Source organism: Variovorax sp. 05T418 (genome assembly GCF_056396385.1).
In genome coordinates this window covers 479,354-505,934 of the sequence record NZ_JBFTLJ010000004.1, presented here as the reverse complement: position 1 = coordinate 505,934, position 26,581 = coordinate 479,354, and the positions used below count along the sequence as shown (strand labels likewise).

Genomic DNA, 26,581 nt, shown 5'->3' with positions numbered 1-26,581 from the left:
ACTCCTTCACTGAAACTCTCTCACTTGACCCACTCCACCGCCCCCATGCAACTCGCGCCCGTCGAACCCGTCAACGCCGTGGTGCCGCCCACGCTGCTGCCGTTCGATCCGCGCGAGGCGCCTGTGGTCGGCGGCCCCGACGGCCTGCCCGCGGTGGCGCCCGCGCAATTGACCACCGAGGCCCTGCGCAGGCGATTTGCCACGCCGCCCGAATGGACGCCCGAATTGCGGCGCGAGCCGCGCCTGACCGACCGCGCCCCGGCGCAGGCGGCCGTGCTGGTGCCCATCGTGCAGCGCCCGCAAGGCGCCACCGTGCTGCTGACCGAGCGCACGGCGCACCTGTCCAACCACTCGGGGCAGGTGGCGTTCCCGGGCGGGCGCGTCGACCCCGAGGACGCCAACATCGCGGCGGCCGCACTGCGCGAGGCCTGGGAAGAAGTGGGGCTCTCGGCCCAGTACATCGAAGTGCTTGGAAGCCTTCCGACCTACACCACCGTCACCTCGTTCATCGTGACGCCGGTGGTCGCGCTGGTGAAGCCGGGGTTCGAACTCACCATCAATCCCTACGAAGTGGCGCTGGCCTTCGAGGTGCCGCTGGCCTGGCTCATGGACCCGGCCAACCACCGCCGCCACACGGTGCCCGCGCCCGACGGCACCCGCCGCGAGTGGTATTCGATGCCCTACCAGGACGGCAGCGAAGAGCGCTTCGTCTGGGGTGCCACTGCGGGCATGCTGCGCAATCTCTATCGCTTCCTCAGCGCCTGATCTCGGCCCGCGCCGCGCCTGTGCAGGCGCCCTCGCTATCATCGAAGGATGAGCTTCTTTGCCATCCTGTGTGCGTTGCTGATCGAGCAGGTGAGGCCGCTCGCCTCCCACAACCCGGTGTACGGCGGCGTGCTGGCCTGGACGCGCTGGACCAGCCGCAATTTCGACGCCGGCAAGCCGCACCACGGATGGGTTGCATGGGGCCTTGCAGTGCTCATGCCCACGCTGATGACGCTGGGCATCCACCTGCTGCTGGTGTTCACGCTGGGGCTGCCGTTCGCGGTGCTCTGGAGCGTTGCGGTGCTCTACGTCACGCTCGGCTTCCGGCAGTTCAGCCACCACTTCACGGACATCCGCGACGCGCTCGACGAAGGCGACGAGCCGCTCGCGCGCTCGCTGCTGGCGCACTGGCAGGGCGTGGACGCGGCCGAACTGCCGCGCAGCGAAATCGTCCGCCACGTGATCGAGCATTCGGTGATCGCGGCGCACCGCCACGTGTTCGGCGTGCTGGCCTGGTTCTCGGTGCTCGCCGCCCTGGGCCTGGGGCCGGCCGGCGCGGTGTTCTACCGCATGAGCGAGTTCGTCTCGCGCTACTGGCACCACAAGAATGGTGCGGCGATGCAGCCCTCGAGCGTCTCGGTGCAGCGGGCCGCGGAGAGCGCCTGGCACGCGATCGACTGGCTGCCCGCGCGCATCACCGCACTGGGCTTTGCGGTCGTCGGCAGCTTCGAAGAGGCGATCGACTGCTGGCGCAATGACGCCCGGCGCTTTCCGAGCGAGAACGACGGCGTGATCCTCGCGGCGACCTCGGGCGCGGTCAACGTGCGCCTGGGCGGCGGCGCGCTGAGCCCGATTCCCGTCACCGATCCGCTCCCGCGCGCGCAGGCCGGCGATTCGATGGCCGATGGCCGCCGGCTCGACAGCGGCAGCACGCCGGGCCGCGAGCCCGAGCCCGGCCACCTGCGCAGCGTGGTGGGCCTGGTGTGGCGCTCGGTGGTGATGTGGATGGTGCTGCTGGCCCTGCTCACGCTGGCCCGCCTGCTCGGCTGAGCGGCAGAAAATCATGACCACCCCCGCACCGCCCTTCTGGAGCCCGCGCATCGCCGCGCTCGAACCCTACGTGCCCGGCGAGCAGCCGCGCATCGCCAACCTCGTCAAGCTCAACACCAACGAGAACCCGTATCCGCCGTCACCGCTCGCCATCGACGCCATCCAGCAGGCCGCGGCAAACGGCCTGGAGCGCTATCCGGACCCCGCCTCGCTCGCGCTGCGCGAAGCGGTGGCGAGGCGCCACGGCCTGCAGGCCGGCGAGGTCTTTGCGGGCAACGGCTCGGACGAGGTGCTGGCGCATGCCTTCTTCGCCTTCTTCCAGCAGGCCGAGTCGCTGCTGATGCCCGATGTGAGCTACAGCTTCTACCGGGTCTATGCACAGCTCTACGGCATCGGCTGCGAACTGCTGCCGGTCGACGAAGGCCTGCGCATCGACGTCGACGCCATGGCGGCCCGCGTCCGCAGCGGCTGCGCGGGCCTGGTGATCGCCAACCCGAATGCGCCCACGGGCATCGGGCTGCCGCTCGCGCGCATCGAGCAGCTGCTCGTGGCCTGCCCTGGGCGCGTGGTGCTGGTCGATGAGGCGTATGTCGATTTCGGCGGCGAAAGCGCGCTGCCGCTCATCGGCAAATATCCGAACCTGCTGGTGGTGCAGACCTTGTCCAAGTCGCGTTCGCTGGCCGGCCTGCGGGTGGGTTTTGCCTGCGGGCAGGCGCATCTGGTCGACGCGCTGGTGCGCGTCAAGGACAGCTTCAATTCCTATCCGCTCGACCGGCTTGCCACGGCCGGCGCGGTGGCAGCGCTCGAAGACGAGGCCTGGTTCCAGACCACGCGCGACAAGGTCGTCGACACCCGCGAAGGGCTCAGCCTGCAGCTCGAAGACCTGGGCTTCGAAGTGCTGCCCTCGCAGGCCAACTTCGTGTTCGCGCGCCATCCGGAGCGCGACGCAGCCGAGCTGGCGGCGCTGCTGCGCGAGCGCGCGGTGCTGGTGCGGCATTTCAGGCAGCCGCGCATCGCGCAGTACCTGCGCATCAGCATCGGCACGCGCGAGCAGTGCGGGGCGCTGGTGCAGGCGCTCGAGTCGATCCTGGGCGTTCAGTAGCGCGACTGGCTGAGCTCGGCGAAGAGTTCGCCGTAGATCCTGTAGCGCGTGGCGCTGATCGGCCCCGGCTTGCCGGGCGCGTCCACGTTCGCGATCACGCCGCAGCCCGGCTCGTGCAGATGGGTGCAGTTGTAGAACTTGCAGTCGTTCGCATGCGCGGCAATGTCTGGCATCAGGCCCGCGAGCTGCATCGGCGCGATGTGGTTCAGGCCGAATTCCTGGAAGCCCGGCGAATCGATCAGGCTGGTGGTGCGCGCCTCGTCCACCCAGTACCAGGTGGTGCTGGTGGTGGTGTGCTTGCCCGAATTCAGCGCCTGCGAGATCTCGCCGGTCAATGCGGTGGCACCGGGCACCAGCAGGTTGATCAGCGTGCTCTTGCCGGCGCCCGAGGGGCCCAGCACCAGCGTGCTCTTGCCAGCCAGCAGCTTCATGAGCGATGCGTAGTCGGCTTCGCCCGACGCCTTGAGCGAGAGCGGCAGCACGCCATGGTGCATGCGGCGGTAGGGCGCGAGCTTGTTCCATGCGCGCTCGAAGGGCTCGGCCAGATCGCTCTTGTTGAGCGCGATGATCGGCGTGATGCGTTCGGCTTCGGCGGCAATGAGTGCACGCGCCAGTTGATGCTCCGAGAACTCCGGCTCGGCCGCGATCAGGATCAGCACGTGGTCGAGATTAGCCGCGAACGACTTGGTGCGGATCTCGTCCTGGCGGTAGAAAAGATTGCGCCGCGGCACGACTTCCTCGATGGTGCCTTCGTCTTCGCTGGCCTGCCAACGCACGCGGTCGCCGACCACGGCCTGGCTCTTCTTGCCGCGCGGATGGCAGATCAGGCGCTCGCCCGCAGGCGTTTCGACCAGGCAATGGCGGCCGTGGCTCGCGATGACCAGGCCGTCGTGAAGAATGCGCGCGGAGGTGCCGGCCCCCTTGGCGGGAGTGCGGCCCGGCTTAGCCAACGGCGGGTTTCCTCATCACGGTGCCGGGCTGGCGACCAGCGCATTCGCCTGGCGCGCGCATTCGAAGTCGGTGCCCGAGAGCCCGCCCACGTCGTGCGTGTTGAAGCGCACCACGCAGCGGTTGTAGTGCACCGACAGGTCCGGATGATGGTCTTGCGTGTGGGCGATGAAAGCCAGCGCATTCACGAATGCGATGGTCTCGAAGTAGTTGGCAAAGCTGAAGGTCTTCTCGATGGCCACATGGGCACCGTCGCCGTCGAGCTTCCAGCCATCGAGCTTGGCGAGGCCGGAGACGATTTCGGTGGCGCTCAGTGCCTTGCGGGGAATGTTTTTCCAGTCTTTGGGCTTGAACATGCTGCTCATGGTCTGGGCTTTCCGGCAAATGTCTTCTTCAGGCCGCCGTCATGCGCGCAAGGCGCTCGGAGGCCGGGGGGTGGGAATAGTAGAACTTGACGAACACCGGGTCGGGCGTGAGGGTCGACGCGTTGTCCTGGTAGAGCTTGAGCAGGGCGGCCGACAGGTCGGCGCCGCTGGTTTGCGCCACCGCATAGGCATCGGCCTCGAACTCGTGCTTGCGGGACAGGCGTGCGGGCAGCGGCGCGACAAAGAAGCCGAACACCGGCACCGCGAGCATGAAGAGCAGCAGCGCGAGTGCATCGTTGGGCGCCGTTGCCGCCATGTTGGGCTGCACGCCGAGCCCCGTGTAGAACCAGGCCTGGGTCGACACCCAGCCCAGCAGTGCGAAGCCCGCCAGGCTCAGCGCGAACATCGCGACGAGCCGCTTCACGATGTGGCGGTGCTTGAAGTGGCCGAGCTCGTGCGCGAGCACGGCCTCCATTTCGGCCGCGTTCAGTTGGCGCAGCAATGTGTCGTAGAACACCACCCGCTTGCTTGCACCAAAGCCCGTGAAATAGGCGTTGGCATGTGCGCTGCGACGACTGCCGTCCATGACGAACAGGCCCTTGGCACGAAAGCCGCAGCGCGCCATCAGCGCAGTGACGCGTTCTTTGACGGTGGGATCGTCGAGTGGCTTGAACTTGTTGTAGAGCGGTGCGATGAACATCGGGTGGACGACCATCAGCAGCAGGCTGTAGCTCATCCATACCGCCCAGGCCCAGAGCCACCACGTGGTGCCGGCCGCGCCCATGATCCACAGGATCAGCGCCGCGATCGGCAGCCCGATGGCCGCGCCGATCAGCGTGGAGACGACGGTGTCGCGCAGCCAGAGGCCGAACGTCATCTTGTTGAAGCCGAAGCGCTCCTCGAGCCTGAAGGTCTGCCAGAGCGTGAAGGGCAGCTCGAGCAGGCCGCCGATGGCCGCAAAGGCCGCCAGCAGCGCCAGCTGCTGCACCATGCCGCCGCCGAGCCAGGCCAGCAGCAGCCGGTTGAGCGCGTCGAGCCCGCCCAGCAGCGTCCAGCCCAGCAGCAGCGCGGTGCTCCAGGCCATTTCGACGAGGCCGAAGCGCGCCTTGGCAATGGTGTAGTCGGCCGCCTTCTGGTGGGCGGCAAGGCTGATGGTGTGTTCGAAAGCCGCCGGCACCGCGCCGCGGTGCCGCGCCACGTGGCGCACCTGCCGCGAGGCGAGCCAGAACTTCACGAGCAGGCCCGCGACCAGTGCAACGGCGAAGGCAGTGGTGAAGATGAGCGAATAGGACATGACGGGCGAGTTTAGCCCTCGGGTCCGGCCGGCGCAGGCCTTCGACGACAATCCTGCCATGCCCGAATCCCTTGACCCCACGACCGTCGCAACCCTCCCTGTCCTCAAGAAAAGCGACCAGAACCTGGTCTGGCTCGACTGCGAAATGAGCGGCCTCGACCCCGAGAAGGAGCGCCTGCTCGAGATTGCCGTGGTCGTCACCGGCCCCGACCTCACGCCCCGCATCGACGGCCCCGTGCTGGTCATCCACCAGAGCGACGCGGTGCTCGACGCCATGGACGCCTGGAACAAGGGCACGCACGGGCGCAGCGGCCTGATCGACAAGGTGAAGGCCTCGACGCTGGACGAAGCCGCGGCCGAGCAGCAACTGCTGGAATTCGTGGCCCGCTATGTTCCCAGGAGCGGTTCGCCCATGTGCGGCAACACCATCGGGCAGGACCGGCGCTTCCTGGTCAAGTTCATGCCCAAGCTGGAGGCGTACTTCCACTACCGCAACCTCGATGTCAGCACCCTGAAGGAGCTGGCCAAGCGCTGGAAGCCCGCCGCCTACAGCGCCTTCAAGAAGCAGCAGGCGCACACTGCGCTGGCCGACGTGCACGAGTCCATCGAGGAGCTCGCGCATTACAGGGAAACCTTTCTCAAATTGACGGATTAGGTAAAAACCCCGAGTCGTGCCATAATCGATGGCTTCGCTGATCTGGAGGATTTTCCGGTCAGCGTCTCTTGCATCTCCCTATCTTGCACACCGCGCCCGATCGCATCCGCTGATCAAAAAGGGCCGCAGCCTCCGGCGAAAGCCAGAAGTTGAATGTCGTTGGATGGTTGATGTTTTTAACCACCAACGGGGCGCCGCCTACGGCAGCGCTCGCGTTTGAGATTGATATTCACATGACCGACGCTTTTGAAGCGCAGGGCGAGTTCGCGCCTGTGCAATCCACCAACAACAACGAATTCATCGCCGCCCCGGACACCGTGTCCGAAGCGCCGATCCTCGAGGCGCTCGACGCCGCAGCGCCCGAAGCGGCCGCGGCCGAAGAAGCCCGCGTGCCCAACGGCTTCATCAAGCTCGGCCTCGCACCCGAACTGATCGCCGCCGTGGCCGACCTGGGCTTCACCCAGCCCACCACCGTGCAGGACAAGGTGATTCCGCTCGCCATGGGCGGCGAAGCCGGCCAGGACGGCAAGGCCCGTTTTGTCGACCTGATGGTCTCGAGCCAGACCGGCTCGGGCAAGACCGCCGCCTTCCTGCTGCCCGTGCTGCACACCCTGCTCAAGCGCCAGGCCGAGGCCGAAGCGCAAGCCAAGGCCGAATTCCAGCGCCTGGCCGCCGAAGCCGCCGCGCGCGGCGAAGCCGTGCCGAAGAAGCCCAAGCGCAAGGACCCGACCAACGCCCGCCATTTCAAGGCCGCCACGCCCGGCGCCCTGATCCTGTGCCCGACGCGCGAACTCGCGCAGCAGGTCGCGCACGACGCCATCGAGCTGGTTCGCCACTGCCGCGGCCTGCGCGTGGCCAACGTGGTGGGCGGCATGCCCTACCAGCTGCAGATCGCCAAGCTGCAGAACGCCGACCTCGTGGTGGCCACGCCCGGCCGCCTGCTCGACCTGCAGCGCTCGATGCAGATCAAGCTCGACCAGGTCAAGTTCCTGGTGGTCGACGAAGCCGACCGCATGCTCGACCTCGGCTTTGCCGACGACCTGGCCGAAGTCAACCAGCTCACCATCGAGCGCCAGCAGACCATGATGTTCAGCGCCACCTTCGCGCCGCGTATCCAGCAGCTGGCCCAGCGCGTCATGCGCGAGCCGCAGCGCATCACCATCGACAGCCCGCAAGAGAAGCACGCCAACATCAAGCAGTCGCTGTACTGGGCCGACAACAGCCAGCACAAGCGCAAGCTGCTCGACCACTGGCTGCGCGACACCAGCATCAACCAGGCGATCGTGTTCGCGAGCACGCAGGTCGAGTGCGATGGCCTCGCCAACGACCTGCAGCAGGACGGCTTCAGCGCCGTGGCGCTGCACGGCGCCCTGAGCCAGGGCCTGCGCAACCGCCGCCTGATGGCGCTGCGCCAGGGCCAGGTGCAGATCCTGGTGGCCACCGACGTGGCCGCGCGCGGCATCGACGTGCCCACCATCACCCACGTCTTCAACTTCGGCCTGCCGATGAAGGCCGAGGACTACACCCACCGCATCGGCCGCACCGGCCGTGCCGGCCGCGACGGCCTGGCCATCACCTTTGCCGAGTTCCGCGATCGCCGCAAGATCATGGACATCGAGCAATACAGCCGCCAGCAGTTCAAGGCCGAAGTGGTGGCCGGCCTCGAGCCGCAGCAGCGCATGCCGCAATCGCGCCCGCCCATGGGCGAGTACCGCGGCGGCCGTGGCGACAACCAGTCGCGCGACCGCAAGTTCGGCAATGGCGGCGGCGGTGGCTACCGCGGCAACAACGGCGGCGGCTATGCCGGCGCCAGCGGCTTCAACGACCGCAATGCCCGTGGTCCGGCGCAGGGCCAGGGCCCGCGCGGCTTCCAGGGCGGCAACAACGCCGGCTTCGGCGGCGGCCGTGACGATGGCGGCAATGGCGGCGGCGCCGGCTACGGCCGCAAGCCGGGCTGGGGCGACAGCGCCCCGCGCGGCGGCCACGGCCAGGGCCACCACGGCGGTGGCCGCGGCGACGGCGGCTTCGCGCCCCGTGAAGGCTTCGCTCCGCGCGAAGGTTTTGCACCGCGCGGCAATGGCGCAGGCCACGGCGGCCCGGGCAAGGTGTTCGTGCCGCGCGACGCACAAAAGCGTGCGTTCAAGCCCACGCGCTGATCCGTTGCAGAGCGGCCAGCCGGCCGCTCGCCCCAAAAGAAAGCCCGCGCTTCGCAAGAAGCGCGGGCTTTTTCATTGCGGGTTTCCGCGGGGGCCACAGGCGCGAAACTTGATTGACATATGAATCGATGAAAAGTAATGTAATAAGGCATTGCTTCCCCCGGTCCGTGCCGCGGCTGCCGGTTCATCGACGTCTGCCTTTCAAAGTCCGAACATGAAAATTGCGATTCTTGGTGGTGGCCACGGCGCCTATGCGGCCGCCGCGGACCTGTCCGAAGCCGGCCATGAGGTGCGCCTGTGGCGCCGCGATGCAGCTGCGCTGGAGCCGGTGGTGCAGGCCGGCGCCATCACGCTGAAGGACGCCGATGGCGCGCGGGAGGTGCCGCTGGCACTGGCCACCGCCGACATCGCCGCGGCGCTCCGGGGCGCCGAGCTCATCGTCATTCCCACGCCCGCCATCGCCCAGCACGACATCGCGCTGGCCATGGCGCCGCACCTGGCCGACGGCCAGGTCGTCTTCCTGCCGCCGGGCACCTTCGGCAGCTATGTGATGGCCAGGACGGTGAAAGAGGCCGGCAGCCGCGCCGACGTGGCCTGGGCCGAAACCGGCACCTTGCCGTACCTCGCGCGCAAGCATGGCGAGCGCGAGGTGAACGTCACGATCCGCGCCATCCGCCTGCCGACCGGCGTCTACCCGGCGCGCAAGGAGGCCGAGGCCATCGAGCTGATCCGCCGCGCCTACCCGGCCGTGCATGGCTGCGGCAATGCGCTTTCGGGCGCGCTCATGAACGCCGGCCCGGTCATCCACCCGCCGCTGATGGTGATGAACGCCGCGCCGCTGCAGCACTTCGAGCGCTGGGACATCCACAACGAAGGCACGCAGCGGGCCGTGCGCGACGTGACCGACCGGCTCGACCAGGAGCGCATGGCCGTGCGCGAAGCCTTCGGGCAGCGCGCGCCGCACTATCCGCTGGCCGACCACTACAACAACGACCAGTGGATGTACGGCGACGCGCACAAGCAGCTCGTCAAGTCGGGCGACTGGCGCGAGAACATCGACCTGCACACGCACCGCTACATCACCGAGGACACCGAACTCGGCCTCGCCTTCCTGGCCTCGGCCGCACGCCATGCGGGGGTGGACGCGCCCATCGCGCACGGCCTGCTGGCGATCGTCGGCGGCTTTCTCGGCCGCGACCTGCGGCGCGGCCCGCGCACTTTCGAGAGCCTGGGCCTGGCCGACCTGAGCGCGGCGCAGCTCGAAGAGAGGCTGCACGATGGCGAATGAACGCGCGTCGCTGCCCCGCTTCGCGGCCGTTGGCGCGGGCCGCATGGGGCGCGGCATCGCGATCGCGTTCGCGTATGCCGGCCACCGCATCTCGCTGGTCGACCTGCGCCAGCGCAGCGACGAGGCCTGGCAGCGGCTGCAGGCCGAAGCGAAGGCCGAGATCGAAGCCAGCCTTGCAGGCCTGGCGCAGCTCGGCGTGATCGACGCGGCGCAGGTCCAGCCGATTGCCGGCCGGGTGAATTTCGTGAGCGCCGCCGATGCGCCGCAAGCGCTGGCCGCCGCCGAGCTGGTGTTCGAGGGCGTGCCCGAAACCATGGAGGCCAAGCGCGAGGCCTTCGAGCAGCTCAACCGCCATTGCAGGGACGACGCCATCCTCACGTCCACCACCAGCAGCATCCTCGTGACGCAGCTCGCGGCGCTGGTGCGGCTGCCCGGGCGCTTCCTGAACATGCACTGGCTCAACCCGGCCTATGTGATTCCCGTGGTGGAGCTCAGCTGCCATCCCGGCACCGATGCCGCCGTGCTTGCGCGCACCAAGGCGCTGATGGAGGCCATCGGCAAGCTGCCCGTGGTCTGCGGCGCATCGCCGGGCTACATCGTGCCGCGCCTGCAGGCGCTGGTGATGAACGAGGCGGCCCGCATGATCGAGGAGGGCGCCGCCACCGCCGAGGAGATCGACAAGGCCACGCGCTACGGCCTCGGGCTGCGCTTTGCCGCGCTCGGCGTGGTCGAGTTCATCGACTTCGGCGGCTGCGACATCCTGCACCACGCGAGCCGCGAGATGTCGGCCTCGATCGACAAGGGGCGCTACACCGCGCCGGCCATCGTCGATCGCATGGTGGAGGAAGGGCGGCTGGGCCTCAAGAGCGGCAGCGGCTTCTACGACTACCAGGGCCGCGACATCGCCACCTACCGGCGCGACGTGCTGTCGCGCACGTTCGGCGAGTTGAAGCATGCGGGCCTCTGGCGCGCGCCGGCCGGCGAGACGCTCTCATGACGATCCGCCGCGCCTTTGCCGACCTGTCCGTGGGGCAGGTGCACTACGCGGCGTGCGGCGATGCGAGTGCACCGGCCGTGCTGCTGCTGCACCAGTCGCCGCGCAGCTGGGCCGAATACCGCGAGGTGCTGCCGCTGATCGGCGCGCGCTATCGCGCCGTTGCCATGGACACCGCGGGTTTCGGCGATTCGGCGGACGGCGGCGTGCCCGCGAGCATCGCGCAGTGGGCGCGCGTGGCGGGCGAACTGCTCGACGCACTGGGCATTGCGCAGGCCGACGTGGTCGGGCATCACACGGGCGGCGTCATTGCGGTCGAACTGGCGGCCGCGTTTCCGGGCCGTGTACGCAGCCTCGTGCTGTCGTCCACGCCATACACCGGCGAAGCCTTTCGCATCGCAAGGGCCGAGCGGCCGCCCATCGACGAAGTGGCGCCCAGTGAAGACGGCAGCCACCTGGCGGCACTCTGGCAGCGGCGCCAGGGCTTCTATCCCGAAGGGCGGCCCGATCTGCTCGAGGCTTTCGTGCGCGATGCATTGAAGGTCGGCCATCGCGTGGAGGAGGGCCATCGGGCCGTCGCGTCCTACCGCATGGAAGAGCGCATCGACCGCGTGACGCAGCCCGCGCTGATCATCCGCGCCACCGCCGATCCCTTTGCTGCGCCGCATGCAGAGGAGCTGCTGCACCACCTGCCGCAGGCCCGCATCGTCGACATCGAAGGCGGCATGGTCCCCTTGCCCGACCAGATGCCCGAGGCCTTCGCGCAGGCGGTGCTCGGCTTTCTTTCGGCGCTGCCCCCATGAAAGCCATCCGCATCCACGGCTTCGACGCGGTGCCGGTGCTCGAAGACCTGCCCGGCCCGGTGCCAAGGCCCGGCCGCACCACCGTTCGCATGCAGGCCGCCACCGTCGGCCACATCGACCGCACCGTGTGGCGCGGCAGCTTCCTGCGCCATCCGCCGCTGCCCTACACACCAGGCGTGGAGGCCGCGGGCATCGTTATTGCCAGCGGGCGCTTTGCCGCCGGAGCGCGCGTGTGGCTGCGCGGCAGCGGCCTGGGCACGCTGTTCGACGGCACCTGGTGCGAGCAGATCGATGCACCCGACGAAGCGCTGGGCCTGCTGCCCGACGCGCTCCCGATGGCGGTGGGTGCCGCGTTCTTCTCGCCCACCACGTCGGCATGGGTGGCGCTGCATGAAGTCGCGAAGCTGCAGGCCGGCGAGCAGGTGCTGGTCACGGGTGCGAGCGGCGCCGTGGGCTCGCTCGCCGTGCAGCTGGCGCGCGAGCTTGGCTGCACCGTGCGCGCGGTCGATCCGGACGCCGCGGCCCCGCCGCCTGCGAGTGCGGACCTGTTGATCGACACGGTCGGCGGCGGCGTTCTTTCGGCGGCCTTGCCGGCCGTGCGGCCCGGCGGGCGCGCCGTGCTCATCGGCTACACCGCGGGCCCGACGCTGCAGCTGGACATCGCGCACTTCCTGCAGCGCGATGTGGCGCTGCTGCCGCTCAACATGTTCCGGCGCGAGGCCGCCGGCCGCGCCGCGGCGCCCGAACTGCTCGCGCGGCTGGCCGACGGCCGCCTGCATCTGGAGGTGCGCAGCTTCGCGCTGGCCGATGCCGCCGTCGCGCTCGAATGGATTGCGCAGCGCGGCCAGCGCGGCCATCGCGGCCGCGCGGTGCTGGTGCCTTAGCCGCCCCCCGTACGCAAGGGGCGGGGCGCTTCAGTCTTCTTCCGGCTCCTCGACCGGCACATGCACGTGCAGGTCGATCATCTGCCGCAGCGTCTGCTTCAGTTCCTCGGCGCGCCGCAGGCCGAAGGGTTCGAGCACGCGCCGCTCATGCTCGCGCGCGAGCTCCATCAGGTGCTCCACCGCCTTCAGGCCCTTGCGCGTGATGCGCACCAGCGTGATGCGGCGATCACTCTCGTGGGGCAGTCGCTCGACCTGTCCGCGTGCCTCCATGCGGTCGAGCAGCCGCGTGACGGTCGGCTGCTTGGTCACCGTCACCTGCGCGAGCTGGCCGATGCTGATCGGCTCGCTGCCCGCGAGCGAGGCCATCACGCGCCACTCCGACACCGAGAAGCCGTGCTGCCGCGCCACCTCGTGGAACTCCGAGGAAATCAGCTGGCTGGCCTGCGCCAGCAGCGCCGGCAGGTAGTCGTCGACGAAGCGATGTGTTTCAGGAGGTTGCTCGGCCATGGAGGCACCTCACGGCCAAGCGCCTCGAACCAGCCGCGGGCACGCTGCTTGCATGTCTAGGGTAATTCATGATTGTGGATACATTCATTTGTCAACATTATAGAAAGCACGGTGCGGCAGCTTGCACGCACCGTCCCACGAGAGAGAACAAGGACCGACATGGCTGAGCGTTCGTTCGTCGAAGAAGTCAAGAAGCTGCGGCTTTCTGGCGGAGATGTGTTTCGCGGTGAAGGCATTCTGGCGGTCACCAAGGCTTTGCTCGAATCGGGAGTTTCCTATGTGGCGGGCTACCAGGGGGCACCCATCTCGCACCTGATGGATGTGCTGGCCGATGCGCAGGACATCCTCGCCGAGCAGGGCATCCGCTTCGAGAACAGCGCGAGCGAAGCCACCGCGGCCGCCACGCTGGCCGCTTCCGTCAACTACCCATTGCGCGGCGCGGTGACCTTCAAGGCTACCGTGGGTACCAACGTGGCCTCGGACGCGCTGGCCAACCTGGCTTCGGGCGGCGTGACCGGCGGCGCGCTGATCATCGTGGGCGAGGACTACGGCGAGGGCTCCTCGATCATGCAGGAGCGCAGCCATGCCTTCGCGATGAAGTCGCAGATCTGGCTGCTCGATCCGCGGCCCAACCTGCCGAGCATCGTCGATGCGGTGAAGCAGGGCTTCGATCTTTCGGAGGCCAGCAATACGCCCGTGATGCTGCAGCTGCGCATCCGTGCCTGCCATGTGCATGGCCACTTCATTGCCGGCGACAACAAGCGCGCGAAGTTCACGCTGAAGGATGCGCTCGAAAATCCGCAGCGCGACGTCGGCCGCATCGTGCTGCCGCCCGCGAGCTTCGTGCACGAGCAGGAGAAGGTGCGGGACCGCTGGCCCGCGGCCGTGCGCTTCATCGAGGAGCGCCAGCTCAACGAGTTCTTCTCCGAAGACGCCGACGACATCGGCATCATCGTGCAGGGCGGCAGCTACAACACGCTGCTGCGCGCGCTCGAGCGGCTCGGCCTGGCCGACGTGTACGGCAACACGCAGGTGCCGCTCTATGTGATGAACGTGGCCTACCCGGTCATCGAGAGCGAGGTGATCCGCTTCTGCGAAGGCAAGCGCGCGGTGCTGATCGTGGAGGAGGGCCAGCCCAACTTCGTCGAACAGAACCTCGCGACCATCCTGCGGCAGGCCGGCTCGGCCACCGCGCTGCATGGCAAGGACATGCTGCCCGTGGCCGGCGAGTACACCGCATCCGAACTGCTGAAGGGCGCGCGCAGCTTCTGCGAGCGCTACGGGCGCCTCGCGCCGCTGCCGGTGCCTGCGCCGGTGCGCAAGGTGATTCCGCTCAAGGAAGTGGCGGCCATCGGCGTCGATGCCGCGCCGGAGCCGGCGCAGCCGTCCACGGCGCTCGCCGAGGTCGTGCATGCGCGCCCGCCGGGCTTTTGCACCGGCTGCCCCGAGCGGCCGATCTTCAGCGCGATGAAGCTGGTCGAGCGCGAGCTGGGTCCGCACCACGTGAGCGCCGACATCGGCTGCCACCTGTTCTCGATCCTGCCGCCCTTCAACATCGGCAACACCACCATGGGCTACGGCCTGGGCGGTGCCGGCGCGGCGGCGCTCAATGCGCCGGCAGGCAAGCGCGCGATCGCGATGATGGGCGACGGCGGCTTCTGGCACAACGGCCTGACCAGCGGCGTGGCCAACGCGGTGTTCAACAAGAGCGACAACCTCACCATCGTCGTCGACAACAACTACACCTCGGCCACGGGCGGGCAGGACATCCTCTCGTCGAATGCCGTCAACAAGACGCGCAGCACCGGCCACGAGATCGAGCGCGCGGTGCGCGGGGTGGGCGTGGAATGGGTGAAGACGCTGCGCCGCACCTATGACGTCGCCGGCATGCGCGACGCGCTGAAAGAAGCGCTCACCACGTCGAAGAAGGGCCCCAAGGTGCTGATCGCGCAGTCGGAATGCATGCTCAACAAGCAGCGCCGCGAGAAGCCGCTGGTGCGCAAGGCCATCGCCGACGGCAAGCGCATGGTGCGCGAGAAGTTCGGCGTCGATTCCGATACCTGCACCGGCGACCACTCGTGCATCCGCCTGTCGGGCTGCCCCTCGCTCTCGATCAAGCCCAACCCCGATCCGCTGCGCACCGATCCGGTGGCCACCGTGCTCGACAGCTGCGTGGGCTGCGGCGTGTGCGGTGAGGTCTCGCATGCGGCGGTGCTGTGCCCCTCCTTCTACAAGGCGCAGATCGTGAGCAACCCGAGCCGCTGGGACCTGCTGCGCGAGCGCCTGCGCGCCGCCATCATCGGCTGGCTGCAGCGCGGCGAAGCGCGCCGCCGCGAAACCTATGCCTTCTGAAGCGATGACGAACAAGGCGCAACCGATCAAGATCGCCATCCTTGCCATGGGCGGGGAGGGCGGCGGCGTACTGGCCGACTGGATCGTCGACATGGGCGAGGCCAATGGCTACGTCGCGCAGACCACCTCGGTGCCCGGCGTGGCGCAGCGCACCGGCGCCACCATCTACTACGTCGAGCTGTATCCCAATGCGCAGGCCGAGGCGGATGGCGGCCGCCCCGTGCTCGCGCTGATGCCGCTGCCGGGCGACGTTGACGTGGTGCTGGCCTCGGAGCTCATGGAGGCGGGGCGCGCGGTGCAGCGCGGGCTCGTCACCAGCGACCGCACCACGCTGATCGCATCCACGCACCGCGTGTTCTCCATTGCCGAGAAGAGCGCGCTCGGCGACGGCCGTGTCGACAGCGCGCAGCTGCTCGCGCACACCGCGCGGGCCGCCAAGCGCTTCATCCGCTTCGACATGGCGCAGGCGGCCGAAGCCGCAGGCAGCGTGATCAGCGCCGTGCTGTTCGGCGCGCTGGCGGGCTCGGGCGTTCTGCCGTTCAGCCGCGCGCAGTTCGAGGCCACCATCGAGCGAGGCGGCGTCGGCGTGAAGCCCAGCCTCAAGGCCTTTGGTGCAGCATTTGCGCGTGCGCAGGGCGGCGACGACGGCGAGGCGCCGCCCGAAGCCGCAGCTGCCATGCCAACGCCGCAGCCGCGCCATCCGGCCGTGCGCGCATTGGTCGAGCGTGTGCAGCGCGAACTTCCTGCTGCGGCGCACGGCCTGCTGCTCGAAGGCGTGCGCCGCCTGATCGACTACCAGGACACGGCCTATGCCAGCCTGTATCTCGACCGCATGGCCGCCGTGGCGGCACTGCCGAGCGATGGCGACCAGCGGCTGCTGCGCGAGACCGCGCGCCATCTGGCACTCTGGATGTCGTACGAAGACACGGCCCGCGTGGCCGCGCTCAAGACCCGGGCCACCCGCTTCGAGCGCGTGCGCGGCGAAGCCCGCGTGCAGCCCGGCCAGGTGCTTGCCATCAACGAGTACATGCATCCGCGCCTGCAGGAAATCTGCGAGACGCTGCCGGGCGGCATTGGCCGCTGGCTCATGAATTCCACGCTGCCGAAGAGGATCGTCGAGCGCTTGACGCAGCACGGCCGCGTGATCCAGACCAGCTCGCTGCACGGCTACCTGATGCTGCGCACGGTGGCCGCCATGAAGCGCTGGCGTCGTTCGACGATGCGCTATGCGGAGGAAAACCGCCGCATCGAGGAATGGCTGCAGCGCATCGCCGCCACCGCGCAGCGCAACCCTGAACTGGCCGTCGAGCTCGCGCAGTGCCAGCGCCTGGTCAAGGGCTACAGCGACACGCACGAGCGCGGCATCCGCAACTACGACGCCGTGATGCGCGCGGTCGAGCGCGCCGGTGCGGCGCTGGCCCCGGCCACGCTGCGCGAGCTGCGCGATGCGGCGCTCGCCGACGAACACGGCCACAAGCTGCAGGCTGCGCTGGCGCAGCACGCATTGGCCTGAAGAGACAACGGACGCACGATGACCGCTCCCACCGCCACGCTCCAGCTTCGCGTTGCCGAAGCGCGCCAGCTCAATCCGCTGATCCGCATGCTGCGCCTCTGCGCCGAAGACGGCCGCGCGCTGCCCGGCTTTGCGGCCGGTGCGCACATCCGCGTGCAGGTCTCGCTGCCGGACGGCAAGACCGACTGGCGCCACTATTCGCTGATCAACTTTGCGACGGCGCGCAACGCCACCAATGCGCCGACCGAATACGTGATTGCCGTGCGCAAGGAGGCCGAGGGCCGCGGCGGCTCGCGCTTCATGCACGAAGGGCTGACCGAGGGCGACACGCTCGCCATCGAGGCGCCGAAGAACGACTTTCCGCTGCACACCGGCCCCGGCGGCTCGGTGCTGGTGGCGGGTGGCATCGGCGTCACGCCGCTTGCCACCATGGCCGCACGCCGCCGCGCCGAGGGTGCCCCGGTGCGCATGCACTATGCCGGCCGCAGCCGCGAGCTGATGGCCTTCCTGCCCGAGCTGCAGGCGCTGCTTGGCGATGACCTGCGCGTGCATGCCGACGCCGAAGCCGGCGCGCCGCTCGACATCGATGCGCTGCTCGACGGCGTGCCCGCCGGCGACCGCCTTTACGTCTGCGGCCCCAAGGTCATGCTCGACGCCGTGCTGGCCCGCACCCAGGCCCGCGGCTGGGAACACGACCGCGTGCACTTCGAGCTCTTCACCGAGCCGGTCGCGGAAGAAGGCGACCAGCCCTTCGAGGTGGAGCTTGCCCAATCGGGCCAATGTTTCACCGTGCCGGCCGGCCAGAGCATCCTCGACTGCCTGATCGAGCACGGCTGCGACCCGATGTTCGACTGCAAGCGCGGCGAATGCGGCGTGTGCACCGTGCCCGTGCTCGAAGGCGAGATCGACCACCGCGACTACGTGCTGACCGCGCGCGAGAAGGCGGAGGGCAACGTGATGCAGATCTGCATCTCGCGCGCCAAGGGTGCGCGCCTGGTGCTCGATATCTGAAGGAGCCACGAGAACCATGACCTCGTACCGAGACAACCCCGATGCGATCCGCGCGCTGGTCCAGAACGACCGCGTGCACCGCGACCTGTACACCAGCCAGGAGCTGTTCGAGCTGGAGCAGGAACACTTCTTCGCCAACACCTGGAACTACGTCGGCCACGAGAGCCAGCTGCCGAAGCCCGGCGACTGGATCAGCAACGAGATCGCCGGCCGCCCGCTGATCGTCGTGCGCCACTCTGATGGCAGCGTGCGCGCGATGATGAACCGCTGCGCCCACAAGGGCTCGCGGCTGGTGAACGGGCCTTGCGGCAACACCGGCAAGTTCTTCCGCTGCCCGTACCACGCCTGGACCTTCAAGACCGACGGTTCGCTGCTGGCCATTCCACTCAAGACCGGCTACGAGAACACCGCGCTGCACGCGTGCGAATCGGCCAAGGGCCTGACGACGCTGAAGCATGTGCGCAGCCACCGTGGCTTCATCTTCGTGAAGATCAGCGATGCGGGGCCTGGCTTCGACGACTACTTCGGCGAGTCGCTGAGTTCCATCGACAACATGGCCGACCGCTCGCCCGAGGGTGAACTGGAGATTGCGGGCGGCTGCCTGCGCTTCATGCACCAGTGCAACTGGAAGATGTTCGTCGAGAACCTCAACGACACCATGCACCCGATGGTGGCGCACGAGTCGTCGGCCGGCACCGCCAAGCGCATGTGGGCCGACAAGCCCGAAGACGAACCCAAGCCCATGGCGGTGGAGCAGTTCGCGCCCTTCATGTCCGACTACAAGTTCTTTGAGGACATGGGCATCCGCACCTACGACAACGGCCACAGCTTCACGGGCGTGCACTTCAGCATCCACAGCAAGTACAAGGCGATCCCGGCCTACGACGACGCCATGAAGGCGCGCTACGGCGAGGAAAAGACCGCCCAGATCCTAGGCATGGCGCGGCACAACACGGTGTACTACCCGAATCTCACGATCAAGGGCGCGATCCAGGCGATCCGCGTGGTCAAGCCGATCTCGGCCGACAGGACGCTGATCGAGAGCTGGACCTTCCGCCTCAAGGGCGCGCCGCCCGAGCTGCTGCAGCGCACCACCATGTACAACCGGCTCATCAACTCGCCGTTCTCGGTGGTGGGGCACGACGACCTGCAGGCCTACCGCGGCATGCAGGCCGGCCTGCACGCAAGCGGCAACGAGTGGGTGAGCCTGCATCGCAACTACGACCCGGCCGAGCTGAAGGGCGGGGAGATCACCACCGGCGGCACCAACGAGCTGCCGATGCGCAACCAGTACCGCGCATGGGTGCAGCGCATGACGGAGACGATGTGATGGCCGGCACCGAAGTCACCCGCCAGGACCTGATCGACTTCGTCGTGAACGAAGCGCACCTGCTCGACACCCGCCGCTACGAGGAGTGGAATGCGCTCTTCACCGACGATGCCTTCTATTGGGTGCCGCTGGTGCCCGACCAGGAAGACGGCCTCAACCACACCTCGCACCTCTACGAGGACAAGCTGCTGCGCGAACTGCGCATCGAGCGGCTCAAGAGCCCGCGCGCGTTTTCGCAGCAGCCGCCGAGCCGCTGCCACCACCTGCTGCAGGTGCCCGTGGTCGAGCAGCTCGACGCCGAGGGCAACCGCTTCGTGGTGCGCACCGGATTCCACTACACCGAATCGCAGGGCGACGAGTTGCAGTTCTATGTCGGCACCTTCTTCCACCACCTCACCGTGCAGGACGGCGCGCTGCGCATGACGCTCAAGCGCGTGAACCTGCTCAACTGCGACGCGGCGCTGCCGGCCGTGCAGCTTTTCATCTAGGGACGCGATGCAACACGTCACCGTCCATCAAGTTTTCGCGGCGACTGCCGAGCGCACGCCGGAGGCTGAGTTTTTGTTCACCGAATCGGTGACCGCTGCGGCCTACGGCATCACGGCCGGCGCCATTCGCTGGGGCGAGGCCGTGGCCGAGGTCGAGCGACTGCGCGCGGCCTACGCAAAGGCCGGCTACGGGCACGGCCATCGCGTCGGGCTGTTGCTGGAGAACCGGCCCGCATTCCTCTTCCATTGGTTCGCGCTCAATGCCTTGGGCGCGAGCGTGGTGCCGATCAACGCGGAGATGCGTTCGGCCGAACTGGTCTACCTGATCGGCCACAGCGAGATCAGCCTGGCCGTGACGCTGCCGGGGCGCGCGAACGACCTGCGCGCAGCGGCTGCACAGGCCGGCGTGGCCTTCGAGACCATGGGCCCCGACGACGCGGTGCCGAGCGCGAAGACGGCCGCACCGCGGGCGCATGAGCCGGTCGGCATCGATACCGAATGCGGCCTGCTCTACACCTCCGGCACCACCGGCCGTCCCAAGGGCTGCATCCTGAGCAACGCCTACTTCCTGCGCGCCGGCGAGTGGTATGCGTCGCTCGACGGCGTCTGCAGCATCCGGCGCGACACCGAGCGCGTCATCACGCCGCTGCCGCTCAATCACATGAATGCGATGGCCTTCTCCACCATGGTGGTGCTGGTCGCGGGCGGCTGCCTGGTGCAGCTCGACCGCTTCCATCCGAAGACCTGGCTCGCGAGCGCGCGCGAAAGCGGCGCGACCATCGTTCACTACCTGGGCGTGATGCCCGCGATGCTGCTCTCCGCGCCCGCATCGGCGGCCGACCGCGACCATGCGATCCGCTGGGGCTTCGGTGCCGGCGTCGACCGCAAGAACCATGCGCCTTTCGAAGAGCGCTTTGGCTTTCCGCTGGTCGAGGCCTGGGCCATGACCGAGACCGGCGCGGCCGCCTGCATCATGGCCAACCGCGAGCCGCGCCTGGTGGGCACGAGCTGCTTCGGGCGGCAGGAAGACTTCGTCGAGATCCGCCTGGTGGGCGAAGACGGCAATGAAGCCGGCGTCGATGCACCAGGCGAGTTGCTGGTGCGCTCGGCCGGCGATGACCCGAAGCGCTACTTTTTCTCCGGCTACCTGAAGGACGACGAAGCCACGCGCGAAGCCTGGGCCGATGGCTGGTTCCACACCGGCGACCTCGTGCGTCGCGATGCCGAAGGCAATTTCTTCTTCGTCGACCGCAAGAAGAACGTGATCCGCCGCAGCGGCGAGAACATCTCCGCCGTCGAAGTGGAGAGCGTGCTCAACCAGCATCCTGCCGTGAAGGCCTCGGCCGTGGCGGCCACGCCCGATGCGGTGCGCGGCGACGAGGTGCTGGCCTGCATCGTGATGCGCGAAGACGCCGATGCCGCGCAACGTGAGCAACTTGCCGCGAGCATCGTGCAGCATGCGCTCGCGCAGCTGGCCTACTACAAGGCGCCGGGCTATGTCGCCTTCGTCGACGCATTGCCGCTCACGCCGTCGCAGAAGATCCAGCGCGGCCAGCTGCGCGAGATGGCGCAGTCGCTGCCGGGCCAGGGCCATTGCATCGACACGCGCTCCATGAAGAAGAGGCAGGCATGACGAAACGACGGCTCTCCTACGAAGGCGTCGCGGTGGCCGTGCCCATCACCGTGCCCTATGTGCGCTACTCCACGCGCACGGCGCACTGGTTCATCGGGCAGGCCATCGAGGCGCTGGTCGAAGCCAGCGGCGTGGCCAAGGAACAGATCGACGGCCTGTGCCTCAGCAGCTTCTCGCTCGCGCCCGACACGGCCGTGGGCGTCACGCAGCACCTGGGCCTTTCGCCGCGCTGGCTCGACCATGTGCCCACGGGCGGTGCCTCGGGCGTGATGTGCCTGCGCCGCGCGGCGCGCGCCGTGCAGGCGGGCGATGCCGACATCGTGGCCTGCGTGGGGGCCGACACCAACCATGTCGACTCCTTCCGCCAGACGCTGGGCAGCTTCAGCAACTTTGCGCGCGATGCGAGCTATCCCTACGGTTCGGGCGGGCCCAACTCGATCTTCGCGTTCATCACGGCCAACTACATGCGAACCTACGGCGCTCGGCGCGAAGACTTCGGCCGCATCTGCGTGGACCAGCGCACCAATGCGCTCGGCAATCCGAACGCGATGTTCAAGAAGCCGCTCACGCTCGACGAATACATGGCCGCGCGGCCCATCTCCGACCCGATCCACCTGTTCGACTGCGTGATGCCCTGCGCGGGCGCCGACGCCTTCCTCGTGATGAGCGAGGAGCGTGCACGCGACCTGGGCCTGGCGCATGTGGTGATCCGCGGCGCCATCGAGCGCCACAACGCCTATGCCGACGATCCGGTGATGGTGCAGGGCGGCTGGCGCATGGACCGCGATGACCTCTACGCGCAGGCTGGCGTGCAGCCCGCGGCGCTCGACTTCGTGCAGACCTACGACGACTACCCCGTGATCGTGATGATGCAGTTCGAGGACCTGGGCTTCTGCGAGAAGGGCGAGGGCGCGGCCTTCGTGCAGGCCAACACGATGACCTTCGACGGCAGCTTTCCGAACAACACGAGCGGCGGGCAGCTCTCGGGCGGGCAGGCCGGTGCGGCGGGCGGCTTTCTTGGCATGGTCGAGGCGATCCGCCAGTTGACCGGCCAGGCTGGCCCTCGGGCGGTGCCCGACGCGCAGCTGGGCCTCGTCGCCGGCTTCGGCATGGTGACCTACGACCGCTGCCTGTGTACGGGCGCCGTCATTCTCGGGAGACCCGCATGACCATGCCCCTGATGCGCCCTCCGCGCAAGAACCCGGTGCTGCGCACCCGGCAGATGAACCTGCCGCCCGGCGCGCGCGGCCGCGTGGCGCTCGGCCTCACGGCGGCCGCTGCCGAAGGCCGCTTCGAGCTGCAGACCTGCGACCGATGCGGCACGGTGCAGTACCCGCCGCGCGAGGTCTGCCACAAGTGCCTCTCGGCTGCTCTGCGCTGGCGCGCACAGAGCGGCGAGGGCGAACTGCTCGGCAGCACCACGCTGCACCACAGCAACGACCTGTTCTTCCGCGAGCGGCTGCCCTGGCGGCTGGGCCTGGTGCACCTGGATGCCGGCCCGACGCTCATGGTCCACCTGCATGGCGAGGTCGGCGATGCGCCGCAAAGAGTGCGCGTGGGCGCCCGTCTCGACCGCGCCGGCCAGGCCGTTCTCATTGGTTTTCCGTTTGAAGGGAGTCCCCACATGGCCGACGACAAGATGCTGCGTGAAATGACCAGCGACCCCAAGTTCCGCAAGGTGCTGGTGACCGACGGCAAGACCGAGGTGGGCCAGGCCATCGTGCGCGCGCTGGTGAAGGCCGGCGCCGACATCGTCTGGGTCGGCCATGCCGAGCCGTGGAAGAAGATGGGCGAGGGGCTGGACGACATCTCGGCGCTGCCTCAGGTCACGCTGGTGCCGCTGGACCTGACCAACGGCCGGCAGGTGACCGAGCTTGCGGGCTCCATCGGCGGCAAGGTCGACATCGTGATCAACAACGCCGAGGTGCACCGCACCTTCGGCATCGGCGCGCGCCGCGGCACCGACGTGGCCAAGGCCGAGATGGACATCAACTACTTCGGCCTGCTGCGCCTCGCGCAGGAGTTCGGCCCCGCGCTCAAGGGCCGCTCGGCCGACGGCGCGACGGGCGCCACGGCCTGGGTCAACCTGCTGTCGATCTACGCGCTCAGCAACTTCCCGCCGCACGGCACCTTCAGCGCATCGAAGGCGGCCGCGCATTCGCTTACGCAGTGCCTGCGCGCCGAGATGCGGCCCGCCGGCATCCGCGTGATCAATGTGTTTCCCGGCCCCATCGACGACGAGTGGAACCAGCACACGCCGCCGCCGAAGCTCGCGCCCACCGCGCTGGCCAATGCCATCGTCAAGGCGCTGCGCGATGGCGTCGAGGACGTCTATCCGGGCGACGTGGCGCAGGAGTGGCTGGAGCGCTGGCGCGACAACCCCAAGGTGCTCGAGCGGGAACTGGCCGCAGGCGGCTGAGAACAGGAGCCACACGAATGACCACGACAACCGAACTGATGTCCGCCGCCGAAATCCTCGGCGGCCTCGTGACCGCGATGGCGAGCGGCCGCATCCGCGTGATCGACCTCACGCAGACGCTCACGCCCGAGTTTCCGCAGATCGCCTTGCCGCCCGAGATGGGCCAGTGCTGGCCCTTCCGCATCGAGGAAGTGTCGAAGTACGACGAGCGCGGCCCGGGCTGGTACTGGAACAACTTCTCTTGCGGCGAGCACACGGGCACGCACTTCGATGCGCCGATCCACTGGATCTCGGGCCGCGACCTGCCGAACAACTCGGTCGACACGATTCCGGTGCAGAACTTCGTGGCGCCGGCCTGCGTGATCGATTGCTCGGCCGACGTGCAGAGCAACGACGACTACCTGCTGAGCGTGGCCGACATCGAGCGCTACGAAGCGGCGCACGGCCGCATCCCGAAGGGTGCGTGGGTGCTGATGCGCACCGACTGGTCCAAGCGCAGCGACCCCGAGGCGTATCAGAACTTCGACGAGACCGGCCAGCACACGCCCGGCCCGAGCACCGAGGCCGTGCGCTTTTTGGTCGAGCAGCGCGACGTGCTGGGCTTCGGCTCGGAAGCCATCGGCACCGATGCCGGGCAGGGCTACCACCTGCGCCCGCCGTATCCGTGCCACTACTACATGCACGGGGCAGGCCGCTACGGGCTGCAGTGCCTGAGCAACCTCGACCTGCTGCCGCCCTCGGGTGCGGTGCTGATCTGCCCGCCGCTCAAGATCGAGAAGGGCAGTGGCAGCCCGCTGCGGGTGCTGGCGCTGGTGGGGGCGCCATCATGAGCCACGGTTCCGGCTTTGGCTCCTTCTCCCGCGTGGGGGAAAGTCACCCTCACCCCAACCCTCTCCCGCAAGCGGGAGAGGGAGCAACACGGGGAGAGCGCGCATGAATAAGGTAGCTGCAGTCACCGGCGGCAGCGCCGGCATTGGCAAGGCCATCTGCGAAGACCTGCTCGCGCAGGGCTACGAAGTGATCTCGCTCGCACGCCGCAAGGCCGAGATCGATCACCCGAAGCTGCACAGCCTCGAAGTCGACCTGGCCGACCGCGCCGCCACCGGCGAAGCCGTGCGCGAACTGGTCGAGCGTTTCGCTCCCACCACCATCGTCCACAACGCCGGCGTGATCCGCGCAGCCTTGCTGCCCGACGTGAAGCTCGGCGATCTCGATGCGCTGGTCGACCTGCACCTGGCCTCCGCGATCCAGCTGGTGCAGGGCGCATTGCCCGCGATGCGCGCGCAGCGCTTCGGCCGCGTGGTGCTGCTGTCGTCGCGCGCCGCGCTCGGCCTGGCCACGCGCACCAGCTACTCCGCGACCAAGGCCGGCATGCTGGGCATGGCGCGCACCTGGGCGCTCGAACTTGCCGCGGACGGCATCACCGTGAACGTGGTGGCGCCGGGCCCGATCCGCACCGACATGTTCTACGACGTGGTCGAGGCCGGCAGCGAGAAGGAGCGCGCACTCGCCGCCTCCGTGCCCGTCAAGCGCCTTGGCGAATCGGCCGACGTGGCACGCGCCGTGCGGTTCTTTGCCGACCCCGACAGCAGCTTCATCACGGGCCAGGTGCTCTACGTCTGCGGCGGCACCAGCGTCGGCAGCCTTGCTCTCTAGTCATTACCGCGTTCATCCGTTCCGTTCAAAAACATCACCTCTGGAGCATCGCCATGAAAGTCCTGAACCGATTCCGTGCCGTCGCGGGCATTGCCGCGGCCTTTGGCGCGTTGAGCACCGCGGGCGCGTGGGCGGCCGATCTCAAGGTCGGCTTCATCACGTCGCTGTCGGGGCCGGTGTCGTCGCTCGGCATCCCCTACGAGAAGGGCATGAAGGCCGCCATCGCCTACAAGGCCGACGTCGGCGGCCGCAAGATCCAACTGGTTCAGCTCGACGATGCGTCCGACCCGTCCACGGCCGCACGCAATGCCCGCAAGATGATCGACGAGGACAAGGTCGACGTGATCATCGGCACGGCCGGTTCGCCCGGCGCGCTGGCCATTGCCGGCGTGGCTCGCGAGACGAAGACGCCGCTGATCTCGATCGCCAACGCCAACCTGCCGGGCGAGGAGGGCGCATGGATGGTCACGCTGCCGCAGCCCGCGCCGCTGATGGTGAGCGCGGTGGTCGAGCGCATGAAGAAGTCGGGCGTGAAGACGGTCGGCTACATCGGCTTTTCCGACGCCTGGGGCGACCTGGTGTACGACGCGCTGCAAAAGAGCGCGGAACCCGCGGGCATCAAGATCGTCTCGAACGAGCGCTATGCGCGCGCCGATTCGTCGGTGACCGGCCAGGTGCTCAAGATCGTCGCATTGCGGCCCGACGCGGTGATCACCGGCACCTCGGGCACGCCCGGCGCGCTGCCCTACCTGGCGCTCGCGGAGCGCGGCTACAAGGGCCAGATCTACGGCATGCACGCGCTCATCAACCCGGACTTCGTGCGCGTGGGCGGTGCTTCGGTCGAAGGCCTGCTGGCGCCCACCGGCCCGGTGATCGTGGCCGAGCAGCTGCCGAGCGAAAACCCGATCCGCAAGGTGTCGATGGATTTCCGCGCGGCCTACCAGAAGGCCAACGGCGCACCGCCGACCGATGCCTTCTCGGCCTACACCTTCGATGCCTGGCTGCTGTACCTCGATGCGGCCCAGCGCGCGCTCGCCACCAAGGCCGAGCCCGGCACGCCGCAGTTCCGCCTGGCGCTGCGGGACGCCATCGTGAGCACCAAGGAGCTGGTGGGGACACACTCGGTCTACAACTTCAAGCCGACGGACCGCTATGGCTCTGATGAACGGTCGCGTGTTGTCGTGAAGCTGGAGAAGGGGCAGTGGAAGCTGGTTCCTTGATATGACGGCTTGCTTTTTTGTTCGTCGCGGTGTGTTTGAAGTGCGCTGCTGTTCAGGGCGCGCTCCCGCCGACGGGGTACCTTGCTCCGCGAATGTCCCCCGGCCTTCGGCCTCCTCCTTGATTTCGCTGCGCAAGGCACCCCATCGA

Annotated in this window: 24 protein-coding genes; 20 read left to right on the top strand and 4 right to left on the bottom strand. The window is 68.4% G+C overall.

Going from position 1 to position 26,581, the window contains the following annotated elements; genetic code table 11:
• The first annotated feature begins 45 nt into the window (after positions 1 to 45).
• From AC1DMS_RS10920 to hisC, 3 genes are read left to right on the top strand one after another with little or no spacing between them, the layout of a single operon-like run.
• Positions 46 to 765 (top strand): CoA pyrophosphatase, encoded by a 720-nt coding sequence (locus AC1DMS_RS10920; protein WP_436301454.1) that lies wholly within the window; start codon positions 46 to 48, stop codon positions 763 to 765.
• A gap of 48 nt (positions 766 to 813) precedes the next feature.
• Positions 814 to 1,815 (top strand): CobD/CbiB family protein, encoded by a 1,002-nt coding sequence (locus AC1DMS_RS10915; protein WP_478180994.1) that lies wholly within the window; start codon positions 814 to 816, stop codon positions 1,813 to 1,815.
• A 13-nt stretch (positions 1,816 to 1,828) separates the two neighbouring features.
• Positions 1,829 to 2,917 carry a histidinol-phosphate transaminase gene (gene hisC / locus AC1DMS_RS10910; protein WP_436301455.1) on the top strand — a complete coding sequence of 363 codons (1,089 nt, stop codon included), beginning with the start codon at positions 1,829 to 1,831 and terminating at the stop codon, positions 2,915 to 2,917.
• Here the strand turns inward: hisC and rsgA are convergent.
• The 3 genes from rsgA to AC1DMS_RS10895 are packed head-to-tail and all read right to left on the bottom strand — an operon-like array spanning position 2,911 to position 5,524.
• Positions 2,911 to 3,867: a ribosome small subunit-dependent GTPase A gene (gene rsgA, locus AC1DMS_RS10905; RefSeq protein WP_436301456.1), complete on the bottom strand. Its 957-nt coding sequence runs from the start codon at positions 3,865 to 3,867 to the stop codon at positions 2,911 to 2,913. The two genes, hisC and rsgA, sit on opposite strands and share 7 nt — an antisense overlap.
• Before the next feature lie 15 nt (positions 3,868 to 3,882).
• Positions 3,883 to 4,230, bottom strand: a complete 348-nt coding sequence (locus tag AC1DMS_RS10900) for a 4a-hydroxytetrahydrobiopterin dehydratase (protein WP_278880755.1) — start codon at positions 4,228 to 4,230, stop codon at positions 3,883 to 3,885.
• Positions 4,231 to 4,258: 28 nt separating this feature from the next.
• On the bottom strand, positions 4,259 to 5,524 hold the full coding sequence (locus AC1DMS_RS10895; protein WP_436301457.1) for a M48 family metallopeptidase: 1,266 nt from the start codon (positions 5,522 to 5,524) through the stop codon (positions 4,259 to 4,261).
• A gap of 58 nt (positions 5,525 to 5,582) precedes the next feature.
• On the opposite strand from AC1DMS_RS10895, the gene orn reads away from it, so the two are divergent.
• The 6 genes from orn (at position 5,583) to AC1DMS_RS10865 (ending at position 12,304) form a co-directional block, all read left to right on the top strand.
• Positions 5,583 to 6,179, top strand: a complete 597-nt coding sequence (gene orn, locus AC1DMS_RS10890) for an oligoribonuclease (protein ID WP_124957108.1) — start codon at positions 5,583 to 5,585, stop codon at positions 6,177 to 6,179.
• A 233-nt stretch (positions 6,180 to 6,412) separates the two neighbouring features.
• Complete coding sequence (locus AC1DMS_RS10885; RefSeq protein ID WP_041945457.1) at positions 6,413 to 8,335, top strand: DEAD/DEAH box helicase; 1,923 nt, start codon at positions 6,413 to 6,415, stop codon at positions 8,333 to 8,335.
• A 214-nt stretch (positions 8,336 to 8,549) separates the two neighbouring features.
• Positions 8,550 to 9,623, top strand: a complete 1,074-nt coding sequence (locus tag AC1DMS_RS10880) for an NAD/NADP octopine/nopaline dehydrogenase family protein (RefSeq protein WP_307596163.1) — start codon at positions 8,550 to 8,552, stop codon at positions 9,621 to 9,623.
• On the top strand, positions 9,613 to 10,620 hold the full coding sequence (locus tag AC1DMS_RS10875; RefSeq protein ID WP_307596161.1) for a 3-hydroxybutyryl-CoA dehydrogenase: 1,008 nt from the start codon (positions 9,613 to 9,615) through the stop codon (positions 10,618 to 10,620). Before AC1DMS_RS10880 ends, AC1DMS_RS10875 begins: the two co-directional genes overlap by 11 nt.
• Entirely contained in the window at positions 10,617 to 11,420 is an 804-nt protein-coding gene (locus AC1DMS_RS10870) for an alpha/beta fold hydrolase (protein WP_478180993.1), read from the top strand. Before AC1DMS_RS10875 ends, AC1DMS_RS10870 begins: the two co-directional genes overlap by 4 nt.
• Positions 11,417 to 12,304, top strand: coding sequence for a quinone oxidoreductase family protein (locus AC1DMS_RS10865; RefSeq protein WP_478180992.1), 888 nt, complete (start codon positions 11,417 to 11,419; stop codon positions 12,302 to 12,304). The genes AC1DMS_RS10870 and AC1DMS_RS10865 overlap by 4 nt, the downstream gene beginning before the upstream one ends.
• Before the next feature lie 30 nt (positions 12,305 to 12,334).
• Here AC1DMS_RS10865 and AC1DMS_RS10860 read toward each other — a convergent pair whose 3' ends face one another.
• A complete protein-coding gene (locus AC1DMS_RS10860; RefSeq protein ID WP_012746632.1) occupies positions 12,335 to 12,811 on the bottom strand; it encodes a MarR family winged helix-turn-helix transcriptional regulator in 477 nt (158 codons plus the stop codon).
• A gap of 159 nt (positions 12,812 to 12,970) precedes the next feature.
• On the opposite strand from AC1DMS_RS10860, the gene AC1DMS_RS10855 reads away from it, so the two are divergent.
• From AC1DMS_RS10855 to AC1DMS_RS10805, 11 genes are all read left to right on the top strand, one after another.
• Positions 12,971 to 15,163: a thiamine pyrophosphate-dependent enzyme gene (locus AC1DMS_RS10855; RefSeq protein WP_478180991.1), complete on the top strand. Its 2,193-nt coding sequence runs from the start codon at positions 12,971 to 12,973 to the stop codon at positions 15,161 to 15,163.
• Between the two features lie 4 nt (positions 15,164 to 15,167).
• Complete coding sequence (locus tag AC1DMS_RS10850) at positions 15,168 to 16,676, top strand: indolepyruvate oxidoreductase subunit beta family protein (protein ID WP_478180990.1); 1,509 nt, start codon at positions 15,168 to 15,170, stop codon at positions 16,674 to 16,676.
• Positions 16,677 to 16,694: 18 nt separating this feature from the next.
• A complete protein-coding gene (locus tag AC1DMS_RS10845) occupies positions 16,695 to 17,687 on the top strand; it encodes a PDR/VanB family oxidoreductase (protein ID WP_478180989.1) in 993 nt (330 codons plus the stop codon).
• A gap of 16 nt (positions 17,688 to 17,703) precedes the next feature.
• Positions 17,704 to 19,017: an aromatic ring-hydroxylating dioxygenase subunit alpha gene (locus tag AC1DMS_RS10840; protein ID WP_478180988.1), complete on the top strand. Its 1,314-nt coding sequence runs from the start codon at positions 17,704 to 17,706 to the stop codon at positions 19,015 to 19,017.
• Positions 19,017 to 19,505 (top strand): aromatic-ring-hydroxylating dioxygenase subunit beta, encoded by a 489-nt coding sequence (locus AC1DMS_RS10835; RefSeq protein WP_478180987.1) that lies wholly within the window; start codon positions 19,017 to 19,019, stop codon positions 19,503 to 19,505. The genes AC1DMS_RS10840 and AC1DMS_RS10835 overlap by 1 nt, the downstream gene beginning before the upstream one ends.
• Before the next feature lie 7 nt (positions 19,506 to 19,512).
• Entirely contained in the window at positions 19,513 to 21,138 is a 1,626-nt protein-coding gene (locus AC1DMS_RS10830; protein ID WP_478180986.1) for an AMP-binding protein, read from the top strand.
• Complete coding sequence (locus tag AC1DMS_RS10825; protein ID WP_412510531.1) at positions 21,135 to 22,307, top strand: thiolase family protein; 1,173 nt, start codon at positions 21,135 to 21,137, stop codon at positions 22,305 to 22,307. The genes AC1DMS_RS10830 and AC1DMS_RS10825 overlap by 4 nt, the downstream gene beginning before the upstream one ends.
• A complete protein-coding gene (locus AC1DMS_RS10820; RefSeq protein WP_418146878.1) occupies positions 22,304 to 23,557 on the top strand; it encodes an SDR family NAD(P)-dependent oxidoreductase in 1,254 nt (417 codons plus the stop codon). Before AC1DMS_RS10825 ends, AC1DMS_RS10820 begins: the two co-directional genes overlap by 4 nt.
• Positions 23,558 to 23,574: 17 nt before the next feature.
• Positions 23,575 to 24,387: a cyclase family protein gene (locus AC1DMS_RS10815; RefSeq protein ID WP_478180985.1), complete on the top strand. Its 813-nt coding sequence runs from the start codon at positions 23,575 to 23,577 to the stop codon at positions 24,385 to 24,387.
• A 103-nt stretch (positions 24,388 to 24,490) separates the two neighbouring features.
• Complete coding sequence (locus tag AC1DMS_RS10810; protein ID WP_478180984.1) at positions 24,491 to 25,213, top strand: SDR family NAD(P)-dependent oxidoreductase; 723 nt, start codon at positions 24,491 to 24,493, stop codon at positions 25,211 to 25,213.
• A 53-nt stretch (positions 25,214 to 25,266) separates the two neighbouring features.
• Positions 25,267 to 26,433, top strand: a complete 1,167-nt coding sequence (locus AC1DMS_RS10805) for an ABC transporter substrate-binding protein (protein ID WP_436299777.1) — start codon at positions 25,267 to 25,269, stop codon at positions 26,431 to 26,433.
• Positions 26,434 to 26,581: the final 148 nt, after the last annotated feature.